Genomic DNA, 20,589 nt, shown 5'->3' with positions numbered 1-20,589 from the left:
AGGCGGCTTATTCGCTGTTCGCGCGGGTGCGCAACTCGACGGCTTTCTGGGTGAAGTCGTCGGCGCGGTCCGGTTTGAGGATCGCCAGCTTGTCGTACATCCGGGCAGCCTCGTCGTACTGCTTCTGGCCCTCGTAGATGCGGGCGAGCGTTTCGGAGACCATGTCGTCGATCGGCGCGCCGAGGTCGGGCGCTTCGATCGTTTCGTAGTCCGGCTTGGGCACGATGCGGGCCGATTCGAGATCGGCGATGAGGCGATCGAGTTCCTCGTCTTCCGCCGGCATGGCCCGCGCGGCGCCGTTGGCCGCCGGCGGCGGTTCGGCGGGTTCGGCCGGTTCGGCCGGTTCGTCGAAGAACGCCGTGGCCTCCGTTTCGAGATCTTCTTCGCCCGCTTCCTCCTCCGCCTCGTCCGTGGCGTCTTCGTCGATCACGAAATCTTCCGTCACGTCGACCTCGAACGTCGCGTGATCCGGCAGGATGTCGTCATCGGGCGCGAGGAAGGCGGCGATGATGTCTTCTTCCTCTTCTTCCGGTTCGACCGCCATCAAGGGCTCCTCGATGTCGAGGAGGGTGTCGTTGGGTTCGGGGGCCGGCTCGTACTGAGCGGGTGCATCCGCGACGACGATTTCCTCGCCGTCCTGCTCCGGCGCGGGGCCCACCATCGCGAACATCTGCATGGCGTGGTCGAGCCCTTTCTGGATGGCCGGACTGTTGGGCATGAGAAACGCGGCCTGCTGCCAGGTGATCATCGCTTCCTGCCACCGTGCTTCCGCCGCATAGGCCTGCGCGAGCAGGACGTAGGAGGTCACATGCCCGGGGGTGATGTGCTTCAGCTGTTCGAGCATCGGGATGGCTTCGTCGGCCTTCCCTTCGCGCAAGCAGGCGAGTGGCTCCTTGATGTCGTAAACAGACATGGGTTCATGCAAGGCATTTACGCGGAATACGTACCGAGGCAAACGCTACCGAACCGCATTGGGTTCGGTCGTTGGCCGGAATTTCCCCGGTCGTTTCGAAAAGAGCAGGTGTACAGAGCAAACGAGCGGACGCGACGCGCCGGGCAAAGATGCGATCCAGAACCGGTATGCCGCCGCCGGCCGGGTGTCTCGGGGGCACGCGTCGTCTCCTGGCAAGATACTATCCGCGCGGCGTTGTGCCAAGAGGCGCTCGCTGGCGCCGCAAATCGCGGAAATTGTAGGCGGTTACGAGACCGAAGCCGAGCGCGAACATCGCCTGGAACGGTACGGCGGCCCATTCGCCGTAGGCGGTGACGGCGACGAGGCCGGCCAGGCTGTACGCGGCGAGCAGGGCCTCGAAGAGCGACCACGGCGAGATGCGGAGCCTGTGCGTCGTGGTTCCGCCTTTGGGAGTGCGCACGAACGGCGTCCGTTTGCCGGCGAGGCCCAACGCGAGCGCGCGGGTGTTGTTGAGAGCGAGGCCGATCGAACCGGCCATGAAGAGCGGGAAGAACGCCACGCGGCGGAGCCAGTCCGGGTAGAGCGCCCGCTGGGCGAAGAGCTGCGCCAGAAAAAAACCGAAGAACCCGATCAACCCGAACCCGAGGAACGCGAAATACAGGGGGCCGGGGCCGTCGTACCCGAGGTGGTTGAGCAGGAGCAGCGGCGCGTGCAGGAGCGCCGCGGCGAGGATGCAGGGGAAGACGAAGTGGGCGGTCAGCTGGAAGGTGCCTTCGACCTTGACGCCTCGGGATTCGCCCGAGCGCCACAGCCGGCCGAGGAGTTTGCGGCCGGCCTCGGTGGCCCCCTTCGTCCATCGGAATTGCTGCGAGCGGAGCGCGTCGAGGTCGCGTGGCAGCTCGGCCGGCACCTCGATGTCGCCGACGAACGTGAAGCGCCACCCCTTGAGCTGGGCGCGGTAGCTGAGGTCGAGGTCCTCGGCGAGCGTATCGCTCTCCCAGTCGCCGCCGTCCTCGATGCACGCCCGGCGCCAGATGCCCGCCGTGCCGTTGAAGTTCATGAAGTAGCCGGCGCGGTTGCGCACGAACTGTTCGAGCGCGAAGTGCGCGTCGAGCCCGAAGGCCTGGATGCGGGTGAGGAGCGATTCGCCGGCGTTGAGATGCCCCCAGCGCGCCTGCACCATGCCGACGTCCGGCCGATCAAAATGCGGAAGCATCCGCCGAAGGAAATCCGGCGCCGGGATGAAGTCGGCGTCGAAGATGGCGATGAAGGCGCCGCGCGCGAGGCGCAGCCCGTTCTTGAGCGCGCCGGCCTTGTAGCCGCCGCGGTCGGCCCGGTGGACGAGCGTGATGTCGACGCCCCGCTCCTGCCAGTGGGCGACGCGGCGCGCGACGATGGCGGTGGTTTCGTCCGTGCTGTCGTCGAGGACCTGGATTTCCAGGAGAGATCGCGGGTAGTCGAGCGCGGCGCAGGCGTCGATGAGCCGCTCGCAGACGACCGGTTCATTGTAGAGCGGCAGCTGCACCGTGACCGCGGGACCGTCGCGATCCACCGGCGGCGGCGCGTCCGCCGGCGGCACCGGGCCGTCCTTCAGGCGATCGTTCCGCACAAACATGACGGCAAGCCAGAGCAGGTTCGCTCCGTACAGCGTCATAACGAACGTGGCGATGGCGTAGAGGATGGGCAAGAAAGGTAGCAGGTTCAAGGTTCAAGGCTCAAGGAGTCGGGGTTCACGCTGTGCATGTCGCGACAGCCTTAAACCGTGAACGTGACACCTTGAACCGGCGAAGCCAGTTTTACCAGTTACTCGTAGCCGCTGTAAAGATGTCGTCCGCGAGGTTCTGGAGGGCGGCTACGGCCGCGACTTCTTCCTGGTCGAGGTTTACCGGGTCGTATTCCTCGAAGCTGGTGAAGGTGCGGCGCAGGAGCTCCTTTTCGTCGTCGCCGGAGCGATCGATGTAGAGGACGGAGGCGCTGAGGCTGACGCGGTTGAGGGCGGCGCGCTCTTCGCCGCTGACGGCAGAGGGGGCATTCGTGTAGCGCTGGAGCTCGACGGTCAGCACCGCGTCGGCGTCGTCCTCGTTTTCGACGAGCGACAGCCGCGTCTGGCGAACGAACCGGTTGATCAGCAGCTCCGTCATCTGATCCCCGAGTGTGGGGAACGTGTTGACGCTGTTGTCGACCACCTGGGGGATGGCGATCGTCTGGATATTATCGGGGATGGAGGCGCCGGTGAAGCTGTAGAAGCCGCAACCGGAGAAAGGCAAAAGGCAAATCGCACAGTGCAACATGAACCATGGGGCATACCATGAGCGAACTCGGCTACCCGGGCGGCCCAGGCCATTTTGCAAGTTGCGATGTGCACTTTGCGATTCGTTACGCTTCTTCATCGATCTCCTTCAGCTTGCGGTACAGCGTCCGCTCGCTGATGCCGAGGGCGCGTGCGGTCTGCCTGCGATTTCCCTTGTAGTATTTCAGGGCGTCCGCGATGAGCTGTTGCTCGGCGGATTCCAGCGTGGGGAAAACGGGTTCGGCATCCTCTTCCTCGGGCTCGATGTCGTCGTAGTCGCGCGGCGGCGGCGATCCGGCGCCGAGCAGCGGCCGGCCGGGGACGGACGTCGGCTCCAGCTCGTAGGGCACTTCTTCGACGAGCGTCGAAAACGCGTCTTCGCCGGCGTTTTCCCGGACGATGACAAACGGGCTGCCGGACCGCTCGTAGTCGTTCGACTCCATCGCGTCGGACCCTTTCGGGACCCGCACGCCCGGCGACATCCGGACGATATGCTCCTTGAGGTCGCGGATCTCGAGGCGCAATTCCAGCAGCGCGCGATAAATCAGCTCCCGGCCACGGTCATCCCCCTCTCCCTCCTTCCATCCCCCGGGGCGGACGGAAGGCACCATCTCGCTCGACGCCCCGGACGCGGTGACGCCGCGCAGGAACGTGCGGAGGTCTTCCACGCCCACCACGTCGCGCTTGAGCAGCACGATGACCTGTTCCGCGAGGTTGCGGAGTTCGCGGACGTTGCCGGGCCAGCGATACCGCACCAGCATCTGCCGGGCCGCATCGTCCAGCCGGCGCATCGGGGAATTGTATTTCTGCGCGAACTGGTGGAGGTAGCTCTCGAAGATGGGCAGGATGTCCTCCTGGCGGTCCCGCAGCGGCGGGATCTGGATGATCACCGTGCTGATCCGGTAGTAGAGATCCTCCCGGAACCGGCCGGCCTGCACCTCCTTGCCGAGTTCCTTGTTCGTTGCGGCGATGACGCGGGCATCGGACTTGAGGATGGTCGACGACCCCACGCGCGAAAACTCGCCCGTCTCGAGGACGCGCAGGAGGCGCACCTGCGCCGCGAGCGGCATCTCGCCGATTTCATCCAGAAAGATGCTGCCGCCGTCGGCCTCTTCGAAGTGCCCGCTGCGGCGGTCTACCGCCCCAGTGTACGCGCCCTTCTCGGCGCCGAAGAGCTCGGACTCGATCAGCCCCTCGGGGATCGCGCCGCAGTTCACGATGACGAGCGCCTTGTGCCGGCGCGTTCCCATCTCGTGGATCGCCTTCGCGATCACCTCCTTGCCGACGCCGCTCTCGCCCTGGATCAGGACGTTGACTTCCGTGCGAGCCACGAGCCGCATCTGATCGATGACATGCCGGATCGCGGCCGAGGTGCCGACGATCCCGAAGCGTTCCTGTACCGATTCTCTATCCATGCGCGCCAAACAGGGTTGCCGATGTGCAGTCGGTGATGCGGACCTTCGCATAGGCGCCCGGCGCGAGGCCGGCGCGGTCGAAGATCACCATCTTGTTCGTATCCGTTCGCCCGCAGAACTGCGCGTCGTCGCGTTTGCTGGGGCCTTCGACGAGCACCGTGTGCCAGCGCCCGATCTCGTCCCGGTTGCGCGCCAGCGACATGCGGTTCTGCAGGGCGATGATCTCGCTGAGCCGGCGTTTTTTGGTCTCGACGGGCACGTCGTCCGCATATTTGCGGGCGGCGTAGGTGTCGGGTCGTTCGGAGTAGATAAACATGAACGCGCTGTCGTAGCCGACCTGCTCCATCAGGCTCAGCGTATCCGCGTGCTCGTCCTCGGTTTCGCCGCAGAAGCCGGCGATGATGTCCGTCGAGAACGAGACACCCGGCACGATGGCGCGCGCGCGTTCGATGAGATTCAGGTATTCCTCCCGCGTGTACGTGCGGCGCATCCGCGCCAGCACGTCGGTGTTGCCGTGCTGCACCGGAAGGTGGATGAAATTGCAGACGTTGTCGCGCTCGCGGTGGACGTGCAGCAGCTCGTCCGAACAGTCCTTCGGGTGGCTCGTCGAGTACCGGATGCGCAGTTCGGGCGAGAGCAGGCTGATGCGGTAGAGCAGTTCGGCGAAATCGACGGTCGTGCCGCCGGCCTCGGCGCGGTAGGAGTTGACGTTCTGTCCGAGGACCGTCACTTCCTTGAAGCCGTTGTCCACCAGCTGCCGGCATTCGTCGAGGATGCTCGCCGCCGGCCGGCTCCGCTCGCGGCCGCGGGTGAAGGGCACCACGCAGAACGAACACATGTTGTCGCAACCGCGCATGATGGACACGAAGGCGGAGATGCCGTTCGAGTCGTATCGCACCGGACTGATGTCCGCGTACGTCTCCTCACGCGAGAGCTGGACGTTGACGGCGGCCTGGCCGCTTTCATCGGCCGCGTGGAGGAGGTTGGGCAGGTCGCGGTAGGCGTCGGGGCCCACGACGAGGTCGACCAGCTTCTCCTCATCCAGCAGCTTGTGGCGCAGCCGCTCGGCCATGCAGCCGAGGACGCCGAGCGTGAGGTCCGGCCGGCCGCGCCGTTTTTCCGCCCGGAAGGCCGCGAGGCGGGTGCGGACTTTCTGCTCCGCGTTGTCGCGGATCGCGCAGGTGTTGATCAGCACGACATCCGCCTCGTCCGGGTTGCGCGTGAGCCCGAACCCCTGCTCGCGCAGCACCGCCGCGACGATCTCGGAGTCCGACACGTTCATCTGGCAGCCGTAGGTCTCGAGGTACACCTGCCGCATGCCCGGCGTCTCCTGCGCGGTGGGTTTCGGCGCATCGAGGTCGTCGAGGATGCCGATATCGGGAATGGGGTTCATGACGGGTGCCGGATGCGGGAAGCGTGGTTGGTCCTGGGCCGGGGGATCGCGGGGTGACAGGATGTCAGGTCTATGATATTCAACTCGGGTGCTCTGGATCCCGCGCGGCAGAGCAAAGATCGTATGATGCGATTATGTTGAGACACGACGTGTCGTGTCCCTACCGGCTGAGGGATTCGCGGCGTTCCAGGAACCGGACGATGTATTTGCCGATCATGTCAAATTCCAGGTTGACGCCGGCTCCGGGGACCCACGCCGGCACATTCGTGTGCGTAAAGGTATGCGGGATGATGGCGACGGTGAGCGCGTTTTCGTCCAGCCGCGCGATGGTCAGGCTGATGCCGTCGATGGCGATGGAGCCCTGGGGGACCAGGTAGGCGGCCTGCTCGGGCGCGAACCGGATACGGTAGAGGCGATCGGTGGCCTCCTCGACGACGGATTCGACGACGCCGGTGCCGTCGACGTGGCCCTGCACGAAATGCCCGTCCATCCGGCCATCCGCCCGCATGGCTCGCTCCAGATTGACGCGCGTGCCCGGCTCGAACGTGCCCAGCGTCGTCTTTCGCAGGGATTCCTCGATCACGACCACCTCGAAGGCGCGGTCCTCAACCCGCACGACGGTCATGCACGCGCCGTTGATGGCGACGCTCTCGTCGGGTTTCAGCTCGGGCGCGAAGGAGGTCTCGATGCGCAGGCGCTTGCCGCCGCCGAGGTCGTCCACGCCGGCGATGCGGCCTACTTCTTCGATAATGCCCGTGAACATGCTGCGATGTGCTAAGAGGGGGTAGAACCAGGAGGATCCTTTAATCCGGGAAGAGGACGTTCAGTTCGATGCCAAATTTCGGGAGAATGCGGGAATCCGCTCGTTCGTCGCTATACGCATGCCGATGCCCACGACAGGTCCCATCTCGTAGCACGAATACGGCGACACGACGCGTTGTCCTCCTACCGTCGGTATCCGAGGAAAAGCATATCCTCGCCGACCGGTTCCCAGCGCGATGCGGGGAAGACAAGGGCGTCCGCCATGCGGTCGATGCCGAGGCTGCCGAACGCCGGCAAGCCGCCCCCCACCAGCTTGGGTGCCACGAAGACGGCGAGGCGGTCGACGAGGTCCTGCCCGAGCAGCGCCGTCGCGAGGCCGGGGCCGGCCTCGACGAGCAGCGACGTCATCCGCCGGCCCGCGGGCCCGCCTTCCGCGCCGAGCCACGCGAGCGCGGCGTGGAGGTCGAGATGGCCGTCGCGCTCGGGGATGCGCACGAGGCGTCCGCCGGCCGCGCGGAGGGCTTCCGCGTAGGCGGGCGCATCGGCCGGCGTCGCGATCATCGCGACGGTGGAGCCCGCCCATCGATCCGAAAAAAGGTGGAGCGACGCCGGCAACACGCCCTCGCGGTCGAGCACGACGCGTACGGGCTGCCGGCCTTCGACATGCCGGACGGTCAGGGCCGGATCGTCGGCCAGGGCCGTCCCGGCGCCGACGAGCACGGCGTCGAGTTCGGCGCGCCAGCGGTGGACGAGCGCGCGCGACGCCTCGCCGCTGACCCAGCGCGCGTCGCCGGTGGCGGTCGCGATCGACCCGTCGAGGGTCTGCGCGAGCTTGAGCGTGACGAGCGGCTTGCCGGTGCGGATGTGATGCACGAACGCTTCGTTGAAACGCCGGCATTCGGCTTCCAGCACGCCCACGCACACGCGCACCCCATGCGCTTCGAGGCGCGCGACGCCGGCGCCGGCGACGGCTGGAAACGGATCGATCATGCCCACGACCACGCGCCCGATCCGCTTTTCGAGGAGGATGTCGGTGCAGGGCGGCGTCTTGCCCTGGTGGTTGCAGGGTTCGAGATTCACGTAGAGCGTGGCGTCCTCGAAGGACAGCCCGGGATGCCGGCGCTCGGCGTCGCGGATCGCGTTACGCTCCGCATGCGCCTCGCCGTAGCGCTCGTGCCACCCCTCGCCCAGCAACTGCCCGTCCGCCCCGACGAGTACCGAGCCGACCATCGGGTTCGGGCTGACCTGCCCCGCGCCGCGCGCCGCGAGTTCGAGGCATCGGCGCATCCAGCGGTCGTCGTGTTCGGTGACGGGCGGCAAGGGAGTTCGGGGAAAGGCGGCGGCTACGTGCAAATCACACGGTGCATACCACACGGTGCAAATCGCAACATGCGGTGCGCCTGAGGGATTAGGGCGCGTGTTTGAAGAACGAGCACATTGAAGACTGGCCGGGACGCGGGGTTCCGTTTCCGGGCAAATCGTATGCGAGCGGCTCGGAGTCGGTTGAGGAAAAATACCGCGCTCGGGTTGGCGCTCAGAGGGGGATGACGATGCGCATGCGGGGCTCGACGCGCCGGCGGCGCTTGAGGCCCGTCGGTATCCCCCGGTCGTAGACGGGTTCGTAGCTGTGCCGGAAGCCGAAGCCGAGCATCAGGTATTTGAAGAACTGGTACGCGCCGTCGAAGCGCAGCAGGGTGATGCTTCGGCCGGTGTCGGTTTGCTCCTGCAGGGGTGTCGCGCGGACCTGGTCGAACGAGAACTTCAGGTAGATCGGGAGGCTCTTGGACTTGACGCGGGCATCCAGGTGAAACCACCCGTTGTCCTCCTGATTCCAGACGTATTCGTAGCTCCAGGTGAACTGGACGCCCCGGCGGAAACGCCAGGACATCGACACGTAGGACCCGATGCGCGTGTCCTGGTAGGAATGCAGCAGGTTCTGCTTGGTATTGAGGGCGTCGATGGATTCGCCGTCCGCATCGAGCCCGATGAGGCGGAAGCGCTCGACCTCGTAGAGGGCGTTGAAATAGTTGGCGAGGTACTCCTTGCCCAGCAGCCGCTGTTCGAGCTGGGTCTGGACGCGCACGTTGTCGTCCACTTTCCACTCGCCGATCACGCCGATCGAGGCGCCGGCGCCGTAGTGGAAGATCCGGGACAGTTCGAGGTAGGCGAGGGCCTGGGAGGTCTCCGTCGTCAGGAGCGGGAGCCCGAAGTCGACGCCCATCATGGCGATGCGCGGCGCGTCGACGCCGACAGGCGTCTCCAGGACGCCGGGGCGTTGCAGGGTGGAATCCGTCAGGAACGGCGTCCCGGGGATGTCGGCGTTGACCATCGCGCCGAGCCGGCTGATGTCGCCGGCGAAGCTGATCCCCACATCCAGAAACTGCCACCGATCGAGTGTTTTCTCGATGTAGGGTTTGTACGACCCCCGAAATCCGTACACCTCGGCGGCGAGGACGTTGGAGTAGACCGCCTCGATCTGAAAGTTGCCGAGTCGATAGTAGCCTTCCAGGCCTCGTTTCTGGTTGTCGAGGCTGAGCGAGTTTCGGAATACGTTGATGAACTGACCGTACCCGAGCGTGGCATCTTCCAGTTCGCCGAAGCGGGCATAGCGGTCTCCTTCCCGCTTTTCGGCGTATTGCACGTAGCGAATGATGCTCAGGAAATCGCTGAAGGTGTCGTAGTCCTCCTTGCGCGTCGCGCGCGTCTTCAGGTTATAGTGGAGTTTGAAGAGGAGGCCGGCGCTGTAGAGGCCGTAGGTAAATTCCGGGAGGAGGGCCGTGGCGAAATACGGGTTGCGCTCCCCGTCGGCGTTTTCGATCCGGCTGACGCCGACGTCGAAGTCGGTGTCGTACCCCAGCTCCGGGTTGAGGAGGAGCGTGGAATCGACATCCGACTCCATGGGGAGGTAATGGGTGATCTGCCCCGTCGCCGGCGAGGCGGCGAGCAGAATCAAACATAAGATGCAACAAACCTGTCGCATGATGGGCCGAGGTGCATGATTGGGGCGTCCGTGGCGCGTAAGGTGCGTGATGCAAGCACCGGGCCAGTCGCGTCACGAGGGGAGCCGGGTCTCGCCGACCTCCTGGCGTACGCGGCTCCGGAGGACGCCGAACTGGTCGTTCAGCGCGGTCGATTCGGTTCTAACGGCATCGACCAGCGCGCGTTCGTTTCGGACGAAGGTGGTGTAGGGTTTGATGGTGTCGCGCACCCGTTCGAGTGAGGTGTCGACTTCCCCGCCCAGCTGTTCGTCGAGGGCGCGGCGGACGTCGGCGCGGAGCGCCTCGACCCGTTCCTTGAATTCCCCGATGGCCCGCCGCTTCTGGCGCGGCAGGAAGATGAGCCCGACGACGGCGAGCACGCCGGCGGCGATGAAGCCGCCCGTGACGTCGAGCGCCGTCGCGCTCACGACGATCGTCGCGATGGCCCCGATGCCGACGGCCACCGCCTCGGCGCCGACGAACATGGCGGCGGCGTTGCGCGCGTTTTCGAGGATGCGGCGGGCTTCTTCGCGCAGGTTGTACATCTCGATCTTGCGGCCGGCCTCGCGCATGATGCCGTGGAACAGTTCTTCCCGGTTGTAGAAAAAGGCGCCGCGCTGCGTGTCGCTGGGGCCGGCGACGCGGCGGACGCGGTCGGCGAATTCGTTCAGCGTCTTGTTCCAGAGCGCGAGCGCCTGTTTGAGGAGGCCGTCGACCGCCTGGGTCACCTGCGCCTCGATCTGCTGATCGGTATCCTGGATCACCTGCCGGCCGAACTCCTCCTTGAAGAGGTCGCGATCCCGAAGCATGTTGAGCTTGGCGATGCGGATTGTGTCGTCGAGAAACTGGATGCCGCGTTTCTCCATCTGGAAGAAGAGGTTGTCCACTTCGGTGAGCCGGCGCGCGTAGCCGTCGGCCAGCTCGGCGCGCGCGGCGGTCATGTGCTGGTCCAGCAGCCTCAGGTTGACCTCGTCTTCCTTCAGCACCTGTTCGCGTGCCCCCATCCGTTTGTCGACCTGCTCCAGCAGGCGCGCGCCGGCGTCGAGGGGCGCGTTGAACTTGAGGGCGAGCCGCTCCGTGTCGCCGAGGATCTCCGTGACGAAGGCCTCGAAGGCGCCGAAGCGGCTCTTCTCCCAGAGCGCGTCGCGCTCCGGGCCGGCGGGCATCTCTTTCGCCTGGTACGCCATCTCGGCGCTGACCGGGAAGATGGGCGGCGAAAAATGGAGCACGTCGCGGCATCCGCTGGCCACATGTTCCAGCACCTGCTGCAACGTCTCCTCGGTGCGCGCCATATCCACCTTGTTGACCACGAACACGAGCCGTTTGCCCCACGACTCGCGGATGAAGGAGAGGAAGGTGCGCTCGGATTCCGACAGCGGGCGGTCGAACGACGTGATGAAGAGGACGAGGTCCGCGCGCGGGATGAAGTTTTCCGTGATGGTCTCGTGTTCGCGGATGATCGAATTCGTGCCCGGCGTGTCCACCAGGTTCATGGTGCGGAGCAGCGGGGAGGGATGCCGGCGCTCGACGAGGTACTCGGACACCTGCCGATCCATCCGGGCCTCGCCGTGCCGGATGACCGTCACCTTGGCCGTCGTCGGGATGGGCCCCTCCTCCATGATTTTCTCCCCGAACAGCGCGTTGAGCACCGAGGATTTGCCGGCGTTGAACTCGCCCACGACCACGACGAGGAACAGCGCGTCGAGGTTGGCGAGGATATCGTCCAGCCGGCTCAGCGTCTGCGGGTCCTCGTCGGTGCGGCTCAACAGCGCGCGGAGGCGCATCAGCGCTTCGCGCTCGTCGTTCAACAGGGCAGCGAGCGCGGGGTTGGATGGAGCGAGCATGGAAAGCGGGTTTATGGATCAGGGATTAAGGTTCAAGGCATGGACCGACAAAACCTTGAACCATGAACCATGAACATGGAACTGACGGAATATACTGCAAGGCCGGCGAGTCGGAACGAATTGAACATACCACGGTAGTTCACCCACCTGTTCGGGCCTTCCGTATCATCGATTTCTCCTGCCCGCAGTACATGGATAGCGACCCCAACGCGAAAGGAGTGGGCCGTACCCCACCCGCCGACTACGATTCCGAACCGACCTTCTTTATCGAGATCTCGACGGCCGAGTTGAACCGGTTGCTCGAGGAGCATCGGGCGTGGGTGGATACCGCCGGCAAATCGGGCCGGCGCGCCAATCTGGAACGCGTCAATCTGGGGGGGCTGGATCTCCACGGGGTGAATCTGTCCGAGGCCAATCTGTATCAGGCCAACCTGTCGAAGGCCAATCTGCAGGGGGCGAGTCTGTCAAAGGCCAACTTGCAGGGCAGCCTGCTCGGCGGCGCCAATCTCCAGAAAGCGAGTCTGTGGGAAACCGAGTTGCAGAGCGCGCGCCTCTCGCTGGCGAACCTCCAGGGCGCGAACCTCACCCAGGCCAACCTGTTTCGGGCCAACCTGCGTGAGGCGAGCCTGCAGAAGGCGAACATGACCCGCGCGAACCTGCAAGAGGCGCGGCTTTCGCTGGCGAACATGCAGGGCACGAACCTCGTCCGCGCCAACCTGCATAACGCGGTGCTCACGCACGCGGTGCTCCACGAAGCGAACCTGCTCGAGGCCAACGTGACGGGCGCCCGCGGCTTGCAGATCAATCAGCTGCGCGGGGCCAACGTGTCCGGCGCGGAGCTGCCGGAGGGGATCGAGAAGCTGGACTGGCTCAGCCACGTCGAGGCCGGCTCCCGCAAAGCGAGCCAGCTCTACCTGGCGATGCTGGTCTGCTGTCTGTACAGCTGGCTGGGGGTGGTTTCGACGCAGGACATCCACCTCATCACCACTACGGCCTCCGCCCCGCTTCCGATCATCGGCACCCTGATTCCGATCGCCGGCTTTTACCTGGTCGGCCCGATGGCGGTGTTTCTCCTGTTCGTCTTCCTCCATCTGTACATCCAGCGGCTCTGGGAGGATCTGGCGCTGTTCCCCGCCGTCTTTCCGGACGGGAAGTCGGTGGACAAAAAGGTGTTTCCCTGGCTGATGAACGGCCTGATCCGTTCGCACATCCCCCAGCTGGAAGACACGCCGATCCCGTTTTTCAGGCTGCAGCGTCTGGTCCTGCTGTTCACCGCGTGGGCCGTCGTCCCGCTCACGCTCCTCTATTTCATGTGGGGCTATCTGCCGCGGCATCACGGGATGTTTACGGCCTATCATCTGCTCCTGTTTGCCGCGAGCATCTGGCTCGGCATCGCCTTTTACAAGACCGGCGCGACGACGCTGCGCGGGCTGAAGCCGAGGCCGTTCGTCTGGGAAGAAGCGCGGCAGGACCAGCGCACGCGCCAGGCCGCGGTGGTGCTCGCCTGTTGTGCGGTGGTGTGGGGAATGCTGTTTTACGGGCCGGTCGAGCTGCCCTCGGTGCAGCTTGCGTCCGTCGATCTGCACGGGCAGTACCTGCGCGGGGTGAGCCTGGAACGCGCCAACCTGGACGGCGCGAACCTGCGCGGCGCCCGCCTGCAGGGGGCGCATCTGGAGCGCGCCACCCTCTTTTCCGCCCAGCTCGACAACGCGGATCTCACGGGAGCCAATCTGCATGGCGCGGATCTGAAAGGGGCGACGTTGCTCGGGACCATACTGATCCGCTCGAACCTGACGCGGGCCGATCTCCGGGGCGCCAATCTGCAGGGCGTGAATCTGGAGGGCGCGACGCTGGCCGGCGCGAATCTGTCCCGGGCCAATTTGCGCGAGGTGGAAGGCGTGACGATCGCCGAACTGTGCAAGGCCCGTTCGGTGCTGGGCGCGGAGATGGACGCGGAACTCGTGGGCCAGGTGACGACGGCGTGCGTGGAGCTGCTGATGGGCGGCCAGGAGGCGAGGCCGGCGACTCCGGAGCGGTAGGACGGGCGGGGTGTGGGATCCTGGATGCGGGACGGCCAACCTGCCGGTGTGTGTCGCCCGGACCCGTCTTTAAACCTTGAGCCTGAATCCTCGAACCTAGAGAAGAAGTGGGGACGGGGACCCAACCCACCAGAGGGTCCCCGTCCGCCTCGGGATATGCTGTGACGATCTCTGTGTCGTCATTAAAAAGTCACCGCGTAAATACGCGTTTGCTGAAACTCCGGAGAAGATTTTTTCAGCCGGAACCCCATCCTTTTGCGGGCATTTCAGCACCCTGTGCAAAAAGCAAGGTGGGCTCGCGTCCATCCTGCCCCGTGCCAGGTCGAGGGGATTGCACGGATACGCTGCCCTGTAGCTCAACTGGCAGAGCGTCTGACTCTGGATCAGAAGGTTCGAGGTTCGAGCCCTCGCAGGGCAACCCGGAAGGCCGGCCTCCATCAGGGAGGTCGGCTTTTTTTATATCCGGAGACACGCCGCGCTCACCCTTCGAACGCCCGGGCGTGGCGCGACAGCGCCGCCAGCGCTCCGCCGGCGGCTTCGCATGCGGCGCGATCCCCCACGATGTGTAGCGCGGCGCGGGCGCGGGTGACGGCGACGTTGAGCAGCGACTCGGTGGTCGCCGCCCACACCCGGGCGCCGTCTCGAATCCCCTCCGCCACGACCGGCGAAAAGACGACGATGTCGCACTCATCCCCCTGGAACGTGTGCGACGTGCCCACGCGCAGCCGGCGATTCGACACCTCGTACCACGCCGCGTCGCGGACGCGCGCCTTGAGCCGGTCGATCTGCGCCCGAAACGGCGTCACGACGCCGATGCTGACCTCGGGGCCGGCCGTCTCCATCAGCCGCGCCACATGTTCGAGGACGGCGTCGATCTCGTCGGGATTGTAGGCGCTGCGGGTGGCGTGGGGGACGGTGCCGGGCACATCCAGCCAGAACACGCCGGCTTCGAGGCCTTCGAGCCGGCGCTGCAGGGCATCGAGGTCCGTCCGGATCGTCAGCCGGCCGTCGTAGAACTGTTCGTTGGAGAAGGAGATGATCGCCGGATGGCTGCGGTAGTGTTCGTCGAGGAACAGCGGCTCGCTGTGGCCGGCGCGCTCGAAGGCCCGCGCGGCGACGTCGAAGATGGAGTGCGACACGTACGACCAGTTGGGCAGCAGCCCCTCGCTCGTGGGCAAGGCCGCCTCGCCGGCCGGGTCGAGGCTGGCGATGTGCCGGAACTGGTGCGGATCTCCGATGACGGTAGCCCGGTGGGCGCGGTAGAGGAGCGGGACGGCCGACGCGATGTCGCACTGGCTGGCCTCGTCGATCACCACCAGATCGAACTGCCCCGCGCGCAGGGGCACCGCGTTGCGCACCGACAGCGCGGTCGTGATCCAGATCGGCAGGTACTGCGCCAGCTCCTGCTGGGTCGCCGCCACGCGGTCCAGCGACTGCACGAACGCCGCGCCGCGTCCGCCGACGAGCCGTAGCGCATCGCGGTAGCTTTTCAGGGCCCGGCGGACGGCGTCCGCCTCCCGGCACAGCTGGCGCCCCCATACCGCCCGGCACAGCCGGCGCGTTGCTTCCGCCACCTCGGCCTTGAGGGCGCGCCATTCGTCGAGAAAGACGTCGATCCCGCCGTCGATCTCGCCGGCCGCCTGCTGGCGGTACAGGTCGTCCAGCGCCGCGCGGGCCTGCTTGAGCCGGTTGCGCGCCTTGCGTTCGCCCCCGGGCGGGCCGGCATCCGTCAGGCGGTTCAGCCGGTCGAGGATCTCGGGCCCCATCGCATCCATCGCCTCCCGGTTGCCGACCCGAAGGCTGAAATCCAGGTCCTCACCCAGCGCCTCCCGCAGGCGCTGACGCACCACATCGACGGCCTGGTTGTTTTTGCTGGCGAAGAGGATGGGCTGGCCGGAGAGGATCGACGAGGCGAGGAGGTCGACCACCACCTGCGACTTCCCGGTCCCGGGCGGCCCGGTGACGACGGTCAGCGGCAGGTCGCGCGACGCCCGCGTGGCGTGCTCCTGCGACGGGTTGAGCGGCAGCGCCTCGGCGATCCCGCCGGCGGCCCGCTTCGCCTTGTGCGGGCGCGTCTCCCACAGGAGCCGCAGGGCCGTGCCGGTGGTGTCGCCGTAGACCGACTCGTACCGCGACAGCGCGGCCAGATCCTGCCGGAGGTTGAACGTGAACGGACCGCGCGCATCGCGCAGGAACACCGGGACACGCACCCATCGCGAGGGGCCTTCGGTGGGCAGCGGCTCGATGCGGCGGTCGGAGTACGAGAAGGCCGGCGTTTTGGCGTGGGCCAGCGCCGCCCCGAGGCGGTCGGCGAAGGAGGCGTAGGTGTCGCTTTCGAGTTCGCGCTGTATTTCGTCCAGCTCCTCGCCGGTGTACGCGCTGAAGAGGTACCGGTTGAGGATGAGCCGGTCCGTGCGGTGAAGGAGGTAGGCGCGCTCGTTGCCGCGGCCGCCGAGGTCCTCGACGGTGACGGGGACGATGAACAGCGGCGAGAGGCGGCCGGCGGCGTCGTGCCAGAGCGGGAAGCCGTAAAAGCCGATGTCGGCCCCGCGCGGGTCGCCGATGCCCTTGGCCAGGAAGGCCCGCTCCGCGTCGCCGGCCGGATGGCATTCGATCGATTCCACGTTGCCGTGCAGCAGCGTCTCCTGCCCGATCCACGGTGCGATGAACCGTTTCCCCAGCTCCTCGCGGCGGAGCTGGAGCGAGCGCCGGTCTTCGGCCTCGACGCACGCGAGGTAGTGCGCGGCGAGGCGCTTCGCGAGGGTGTCGGGAGAAAGGTCCATGGAGCCGGCGGATGGATGGGATGCCGCACGATACGAAGGCCGCCGGGGATTGGAAAGTAAACGAGCCCGAACCGTTTTGAAATCCCTCCGGCGCGCCCCGTATATTGCCGGCCTCACCAACCTCCATCCCCCATGAACTACGTCAACCTCGGCGCCACCGGACTCCAGGTGTCCGAACTCTGCCTCGGCTGCATGACCTTCGGCATCCCCGACCGCGGCACGCACCCGTGGACCCTCCCCGAAGACCAGAGCCGGCCCATCATCCGCCGCGCCTACGAACTCGGCTTCAATTTCTACGACACGGCCAACACGTACTCCGACGGCACCAGCGAGGAGATCGTCGGCAAGGTGCTGAAGGAGCTGGGGCCGCGCGATGAATTCGTCATCGCCACCAAGGTCTACAACCGGATGCGGCCGGGCCCCAACGGCGCCGGCCTCTCGCGCAAGGCGATCATGATGGAGATCGACAACAGCCTCCGCCGCCTCGGGACAGACTATGTCGACCTCTACCAGATCCACCGGTGGGATTACGATACGCCCATCGAGGAGACCCTGGAGGCGCTCCACGATGTCGTCAAGGCCGGCAAGGCCCGCTACATCGGGGCTTCGTCGATGTTCGCCTGGCAGTTCGCGAAGGCGCTTTATACGTCGGACCTGCTCGGGCTCACGCGCTTCGTGACGATGCAGAACCACCTCAACCTGATGTACCGCGAGGAAGAACGGGAGATGATCCCCCTGTGCATCGACCAGGGCATCGGCCTCATCCCCTGGAGCCCCCTCGCCCGCGGCCGGCTGACGCGGCCCTGGGGCGAGTCGACGACGCGCCTGGAGACGGACGATGTCCTGAAACGGATGTACACGGCGACGGAAGCGGCCGACCGGCTCGTCGCCGAACGCGTCGCCGAGGTGGCCGGCCGGCATGGCGTGCCCATGGCCCGCATCGCCCTGGCGTGGGTCCGCCAGAAACCGGGCGTCAGCGCGCCGATCATCGGGGCGTCGAAGGTGGGGCAGCTGGAGGATCTCGTGGCGGCGCTGGATGTCCGGCTGACGGATGAGGAGGTCGCCTACCTCGAGGAGCCCTACGTGCCGCACGCCGTGGCGGGGCATTCGTGATAGCTACGGGCCAACCATAGCTTATTCTGTGACGTTACGCACGTTGCGAGGCGATGTATGACGGGATACGGGATGCAGGATGCGGGATATGGGATGCGGGATACTGGGATGCCGGATCACGATAAAACGCACGGTTTTTCGACAAACATCCTGCATCCTGCATCCCGTATTCAGTTACCGCCTCGCTAACGTACGCAACGTCACTTGAGCAAAAGGATCGTGTAGGTCTCGATGGCCGTCGGCGTCTCGACCCGGTACACATACGTGCCGCCGGGCAGCCCGCCGCCGTCGAACGTCACTTCGTGCGTACCGTCCGCCATCAGGCCGTCCACGAGTACCTGGATTTGGCGCCCCGGCATATCGTATACCGCAACCCGCACCCATCCGGTCTGCGGCACGGCGTAACGGACCGTTGTCACCGGAATGAACGGGTTGGGATGGGCGCCGGCCGGCGATTCGGGCAGCGGTAACCCCGAATCGTCGAGAAGCGACCCCACCCCTGCGGGGATCCGGCCGGGGGCATCCATCGCGAGGCGATCCGGGGTAGCGTCGATCTGTGCCGGGATCCGTTGAACAGCGCCCACCTGTGCGTAGGCCGGCACCAACCAGAGCACACACGTCAGAAGTCCGCCAAGCGCCATCCTGAGTCGTCCCGCGCCCGCCGGCCTCCTTCTTCCCGAACTGGTTTTTACTGCGTCCATCGATCTGCCCTCCCGGCTGGCAAGCCGGCAATACAAAGAGTACCGACGCCCTGAAGCGAGCGCCATGCCTGGGCGGCAATCTACGGCAAGAGGGGTCGCACGCGTGTGAGGGGAACTCCCCTCGCTGCTGGGAGAGGAATGCGCGCTGCGGCACAAAAAAAGACCCGGCCCGCGCATAGCGAACCGGGTCCGGAAGACCGTATAGGGCCGCCTGGGTGCTCCACGCCCGGCTGCTGCCGGGAAAAGGCGCCATGCCCCAGGTGGACACAGCGCGCGGCGGGGAGCAGGGCCCGGCAGAACGTCAGATAATGGCGTTCATCCGGCCGCGAATCGAGGCGGGCGGCTCGCCGGTCACATCGTGGATGATGTCGACCAGTTTGTTCAGATCGCGACGGCCCTTGTCGAGTTCGGTATCCGTGAGCGCATCGCCAAAGATCGCGCGAATTTGTGTTTTAATACGGTTCCAGCTTTCATCCATCCGCGGCGTAGCCATGCGTCACCTCGTCTAACGTTGAACATGCTCCAGAAGCCGGCGAAGGACCGGCGGGACCGCATCGACTCATTCAGATTTGCATAAATCAATGCAAATATTGTACATACAACCGCCCTCCGTGTTCCAAAACAGTCTTTTTGATGCCGATCCTCCTGAACAGCATCGCCCTTGAGCCCAACCGCTGGACAGCCGACAAGACGCCTTTTTACGCGCTGGAGGACCTCCTGGAGCCCTGCGCGGGGGCCGGTTTCCACCATCTCGAGGTGTGGCAATACCACCTGACCGCCCTGCGGACCGATGCCTTCGAACGCCTGGTCGAGGCGGCGGAGGCGCGCTCGATCGCCTGCCCGATCGTGGGCCTCTATCCCCAGTTTCACCTCGCGGGGGACGCCTGGCTCAAGGAACAGCGCCGGCTCCAGCGGACCGTCGGCTACGCCGCCCGGCTCGGCGCCCGGCGGGTGAAGCTCTTCGCCGGCATGCGCGCCTCCGGCGACCTGGACGCGGACGCCCGCCGGCGCTCCATCGCCGCCGCCCGCGAACTTGTCGAGTGGGCGCACTGGCACGGGATGGACGTCACCGCCGAGACCCACGCCAACACGCTATGCGACAGCGTGCCGGCGGCAGCGCGCTTCCTCGAGGAAGTCGGCTCCCCCCACCTCGGCCTCTGCTTCCAGCCGTACGACTTCACCGACACGCCGCGGGCCGTGGCCGACTTCGAGGCGCTGCATGAGCATGTCCGGCACATCCACTTCCAGGGCCGCAAGAACGACGCGATGGCCTTCCTCGAAGAAGCCGACATCGACTACCCCGCGCTCTTCCGGGCCTTCGGCGAGCGCGGTTTCCAGGGCGACCTCAGCATCGAGTTCGTGAAGGACTGCGTGGTGGATCGCCCGGAGCAGCTCGATCTGGATCTGGTGTTAGGCAATGCGCAGCGGGATCGGCGGTTTGTGGAGGAGCTGGCGCAGGGGGCCGGCGTCGGGTTTTAGCGTCACGCGACCCGGGCCCCCGACCCTGGATGCTGCGTCAAAAAGGGGACTTCGTACGTGCACATGGAGCCGAAAAGCGTTCTCCCGGAGCGTCCCCCTCGCGAAAGCGGGGATTCTTCCTCGCGAAAGCGGGGATCATTCCTCGCCCTCCATCTGCGGCCATCCGACGCTGCGCCGGCCCCGAACTCCGTCCCCCGATTGGCCTTTTGCGATTTGCGATGCCCCGATCCTACGCCACCCGCAGCAAATCCCCCCACTGCGTCGTGTAGCACGGCGGTTTTTCGGTGCACCGCGATAGCCACTCCTTTTCGGTGCCGGTGGAGCCGAGGAAGACGGCATCGCGGCCGTACCGCTCGTTGATCGAGTCCATCGCACGCATCAGGGCGGACTCGCTCTGCCGGCGGTCGCCCTCGAAGGCGTCCAGCTGGACGAAGCGGTTATTGGATAGCCCGGTCAGCACCACGCCGGCGCGGCGGTAGGCGTACCCCGGCCGCCAGATCCGGTCGAACGCCTTCGAGGCATACCGAATCAGCAGCGGGGTGTAGGCGGTGGGCTCGGGCAGCATCACCGCGTGTGAGTTGCTGTAGTGCGGCCCCTGCCCGAAGCTCTTGGTGGTGATAAACACGTGGATCGTCGTCGCCTGCTGGCGGGCGTCGCGGAGGCGTTTGGCGGCGATGGCGGTGTAGGCGGACACTGCCTCGCGCACCCGGTCGTAGGCCTCGAGCGGGGCGCCGAAGGAGCGCGAGCAGATGGTCTGCTGCCGGTCCGGCAGCACCATCTCCAGCCCGATGCACGCCATCCCCCGCAGCTCGTGCACCACGCGCAGCCCGACGATGTTCAGCTTCTGCTTGATCAACGCGTCGCGGGCGTATTTCAGCT

The 20,589-nt window shown here is 66.0% G+C and carries 16 protein-coding genes and 1 tRNA gene; 4 read left to right on the top strand and 13 right to left on the bottom strand.

Annotated elements, in window-relative coordinates; translation table 11 throughout:
* Nucleotides 1-7 precede the first annotated feature (7 nt).
* The 9 genes from R2834_20735 to R2834_20695 all read right to left on the bottom strand — a co-directional run bounded on the left by R2834_20735 (nt 8) and on the right by R2834_20695 (nt 11,595).
* Nucleotides 8-913, bottom strand: coding sequence for a tetratricopeptide repeat protein (locus tag R2834_20735; GenBank protein ID MEZ4702771.1), 906 nt, complete (start codon nt 911-913; stop codon nt 8-10).
* 220 nt (nt 914-1,133) lie between these two features.
* Nucleotides 1,134-2,618 (bottom strand): glycosyltransferase family 2 protein, encoded by a 1,485-nt coding sequence (locus R2834_20730; protein MEZ4702770.1) that lies wholly within the window; start codon nt 2,616-2,618, stop codon nt 1,134-1,136.
* 91 nt (nt 2,619-2,709) lie between these two features.
* Nucleotides 2,710-3,180, bottom strand: coding sequence for an LptE family protein (locus R2834_20725; GenBank protein MEZ4702769.1), 471 nt, complete (start codon nt 3,178-3,180; stop codon nt 2,710-2,712).
* A 109-nt stretch (nt 3,181-3,289) separates the two neighbouring features.
* Nucleotides 3,290-4,618: a sigma-54 dependent transcriptional regulator gene (locus R2834_20720; GenBank protein MEZ4702768.1), complete on the bottom strand. Its 1,329-nt coding sequence runs from the start codon at nt 4,616-4,618 to the stop codon at nt 3,290-3,292.
* On the bottom strand, nt 4,611-6,011 hold the full coding sequence (gene miaB, locus R2834_20715; protein ID MEZ4702767.1) for a tRNA (N6-isopentenyl adenosine(37)-C2)-methylthiotransferase MiaB: 1,401 nt from the start codon (nt 6,009-6,011) through the stop codon (nt 4,611-4,613). The genes R2834_20720 and miaB overlap by 8 nt, the downstream gene beginning before the upstream one ends.
* A 160-nt stretch (nt 6,012-6,171) precedes the next feature.
* Nucleotides 6,172-6,774: a riboflavin synthase gene (locus tag R2834_20710; GenBank protein ID MEZ4702766.1), complete on the bottom strand. Its 603-nt coding sequence runs from the start codon at nt 6,772-6,774 to the stop codon at nt 6,172-6,174.
* Between the two features lie 182 nt (nt 6,775-6,956).
* Complete coding sequence (gene ribD / locus R2834_20705) at nt 6,957-8,093, bottom strand: bifunctional diaminohydroxyphosphoribosylaminopyrimidine deaminase/5-amino-6-(5-phosphoribosylamino)uracil reductase RibD (GenBank protein ID MEZ4702765.1); 1,137 nt, start codon at nt 8,091-8,093, stop codon at nt 6,957-6,959.
* 214 nt (nt 8,094-8,307) lie between these two features.
* Entirely contained in the window at nt 8,308-9,726 is a 1,419-nt protein-coding gene (locus R2834_20700) for a hypothetical protein (protein ID MEZ4702764.1), read from the bottom strand.
* Between the two features lie 99 nt (nt 9,727-9,825).
* Entirely contained in the window at nt 9,826-11,595 is a 1,770-nt protein-coding gene (locus R2834_20695) for a dynamin family protein (GenBank protein ID MEZ4702763.1), read from the bottom strand.
* A gap of 191 nt (nt 11,596-11,786) precedes the next feature.
* Between R2834_20695 and R2834_20690 the strand changes: the two genes are divergently transcribed.
* On the top strand, nt 11,787-13,634 hold the full coding sequence (locus R2834_20690; GenBank protein ID MEZ4702762.1) for a pentapeptide repeat-containing protein: 1,848 nt from the start codon (nt 11,787-11,789) through the stop codon (nt 13,632-13,634).
* A 345-nt stretch (nt 13,635-13,979) separates the two neighbouring features.
* Nucleotides 13,980-14,052, top strand: a tRNA-Gln gene (locus R2834_20685).
* Nucleotides 14,053-14,113: 61 nt separating this feature from the next.
* Here the strand turns inward: R2834_20685 and R2834_20680 are convergent.
* The gene (locus R2834_20680) at nt 14,114-16,417 is read right to left on the bottom strand and encodes a DEAD/DEAH box helicase (GenBank protein MEZ4702761.1); all 2,304 of its coding nucleotides are present in this window, start codon (nt 16,415-16,417) and stop codon (nt 14,114-14,116) included.
* Between the two features lie 132 nt (nt 16,418-16,549).
* Between R2834_20680 and R2834_20675 the strand changes: the two genes are divergently transcribed.
* Nucleotides 16,550-17,530, top strand: coding sequence for an aldo/keto reductase (locus R2834_20675; protein ID MEZ4702760.1), 981 nt, complete (start codon nt 16,550-16,552; stop codon nt 17,528-17,530).
* A 200-nt stretch (nt 17,531-17,730) separates the two neighbouring features.
* On the opposite strand, the gene R2834_20670 is transcribed toward R2834_20675, so the two are convergent.
* Complete coding sequence (locus tag R2834_20670) at nt 17,731-18,144, bottom strand: T9SS type A sorting domain-containing protein (protein MEZ4702759.1); 414 nt, start codon at nt 18,142-18,144, stop codon at nt 17,731-17,733.
* 388 nt (nt 18,145-18,532) lie between these two features.
* A complete protein-coding gene (locus R2834_20665) occupies nt 18,533-18,724 on the bottom strand; it encodes a general stress protein CsbD (protein ID MEZ4702758.1) in 192 nt (63 codons plus the stop codon).
* A 140-nt stretch (nt 18,725-18,864) separates the two neighbouring features.
* Between R2834_20665 and R2834_20660 the strand changes: the two genes are divergently transcribed.
* Nucleotides 18,865-19,710, top strand: coding sequence for a sugar phosphate isomerase/epimerase (locus R2834_20660; protein ID MEZ4702757.1), 846 nt, complete (start codon nt 18,865-18,867; stop codon nt 19,708-19,710).
* A gap of 229 nt (nt 19,711-19,939) precedes the next feature.
* On the opposite strand, the gene R2834_20655 is transcribed toward R2834_20660, so the two are convergent.
* Nucleotides 19,940-20,589 (bottom strand): DUF4113 domain-containing protein (locus tag R2834_20655; GenBank protein MEZ4702756.1); only part of this gene is annotated, 650 nt, incomplete at its 5' end.

It is taken from the genome of Rhodothermales bacterium, from assembly GCA_041391505.1.
GTDB lineage: Bacteria > Bacteroidota > Rhodothermia > Rhodothermales > JAHQVL01 > JAWKNW01.
Note: the sequence above shows the minus strand (reverse complement) of the source record. Positions and strands in the feature narration are given on the sequence as shown.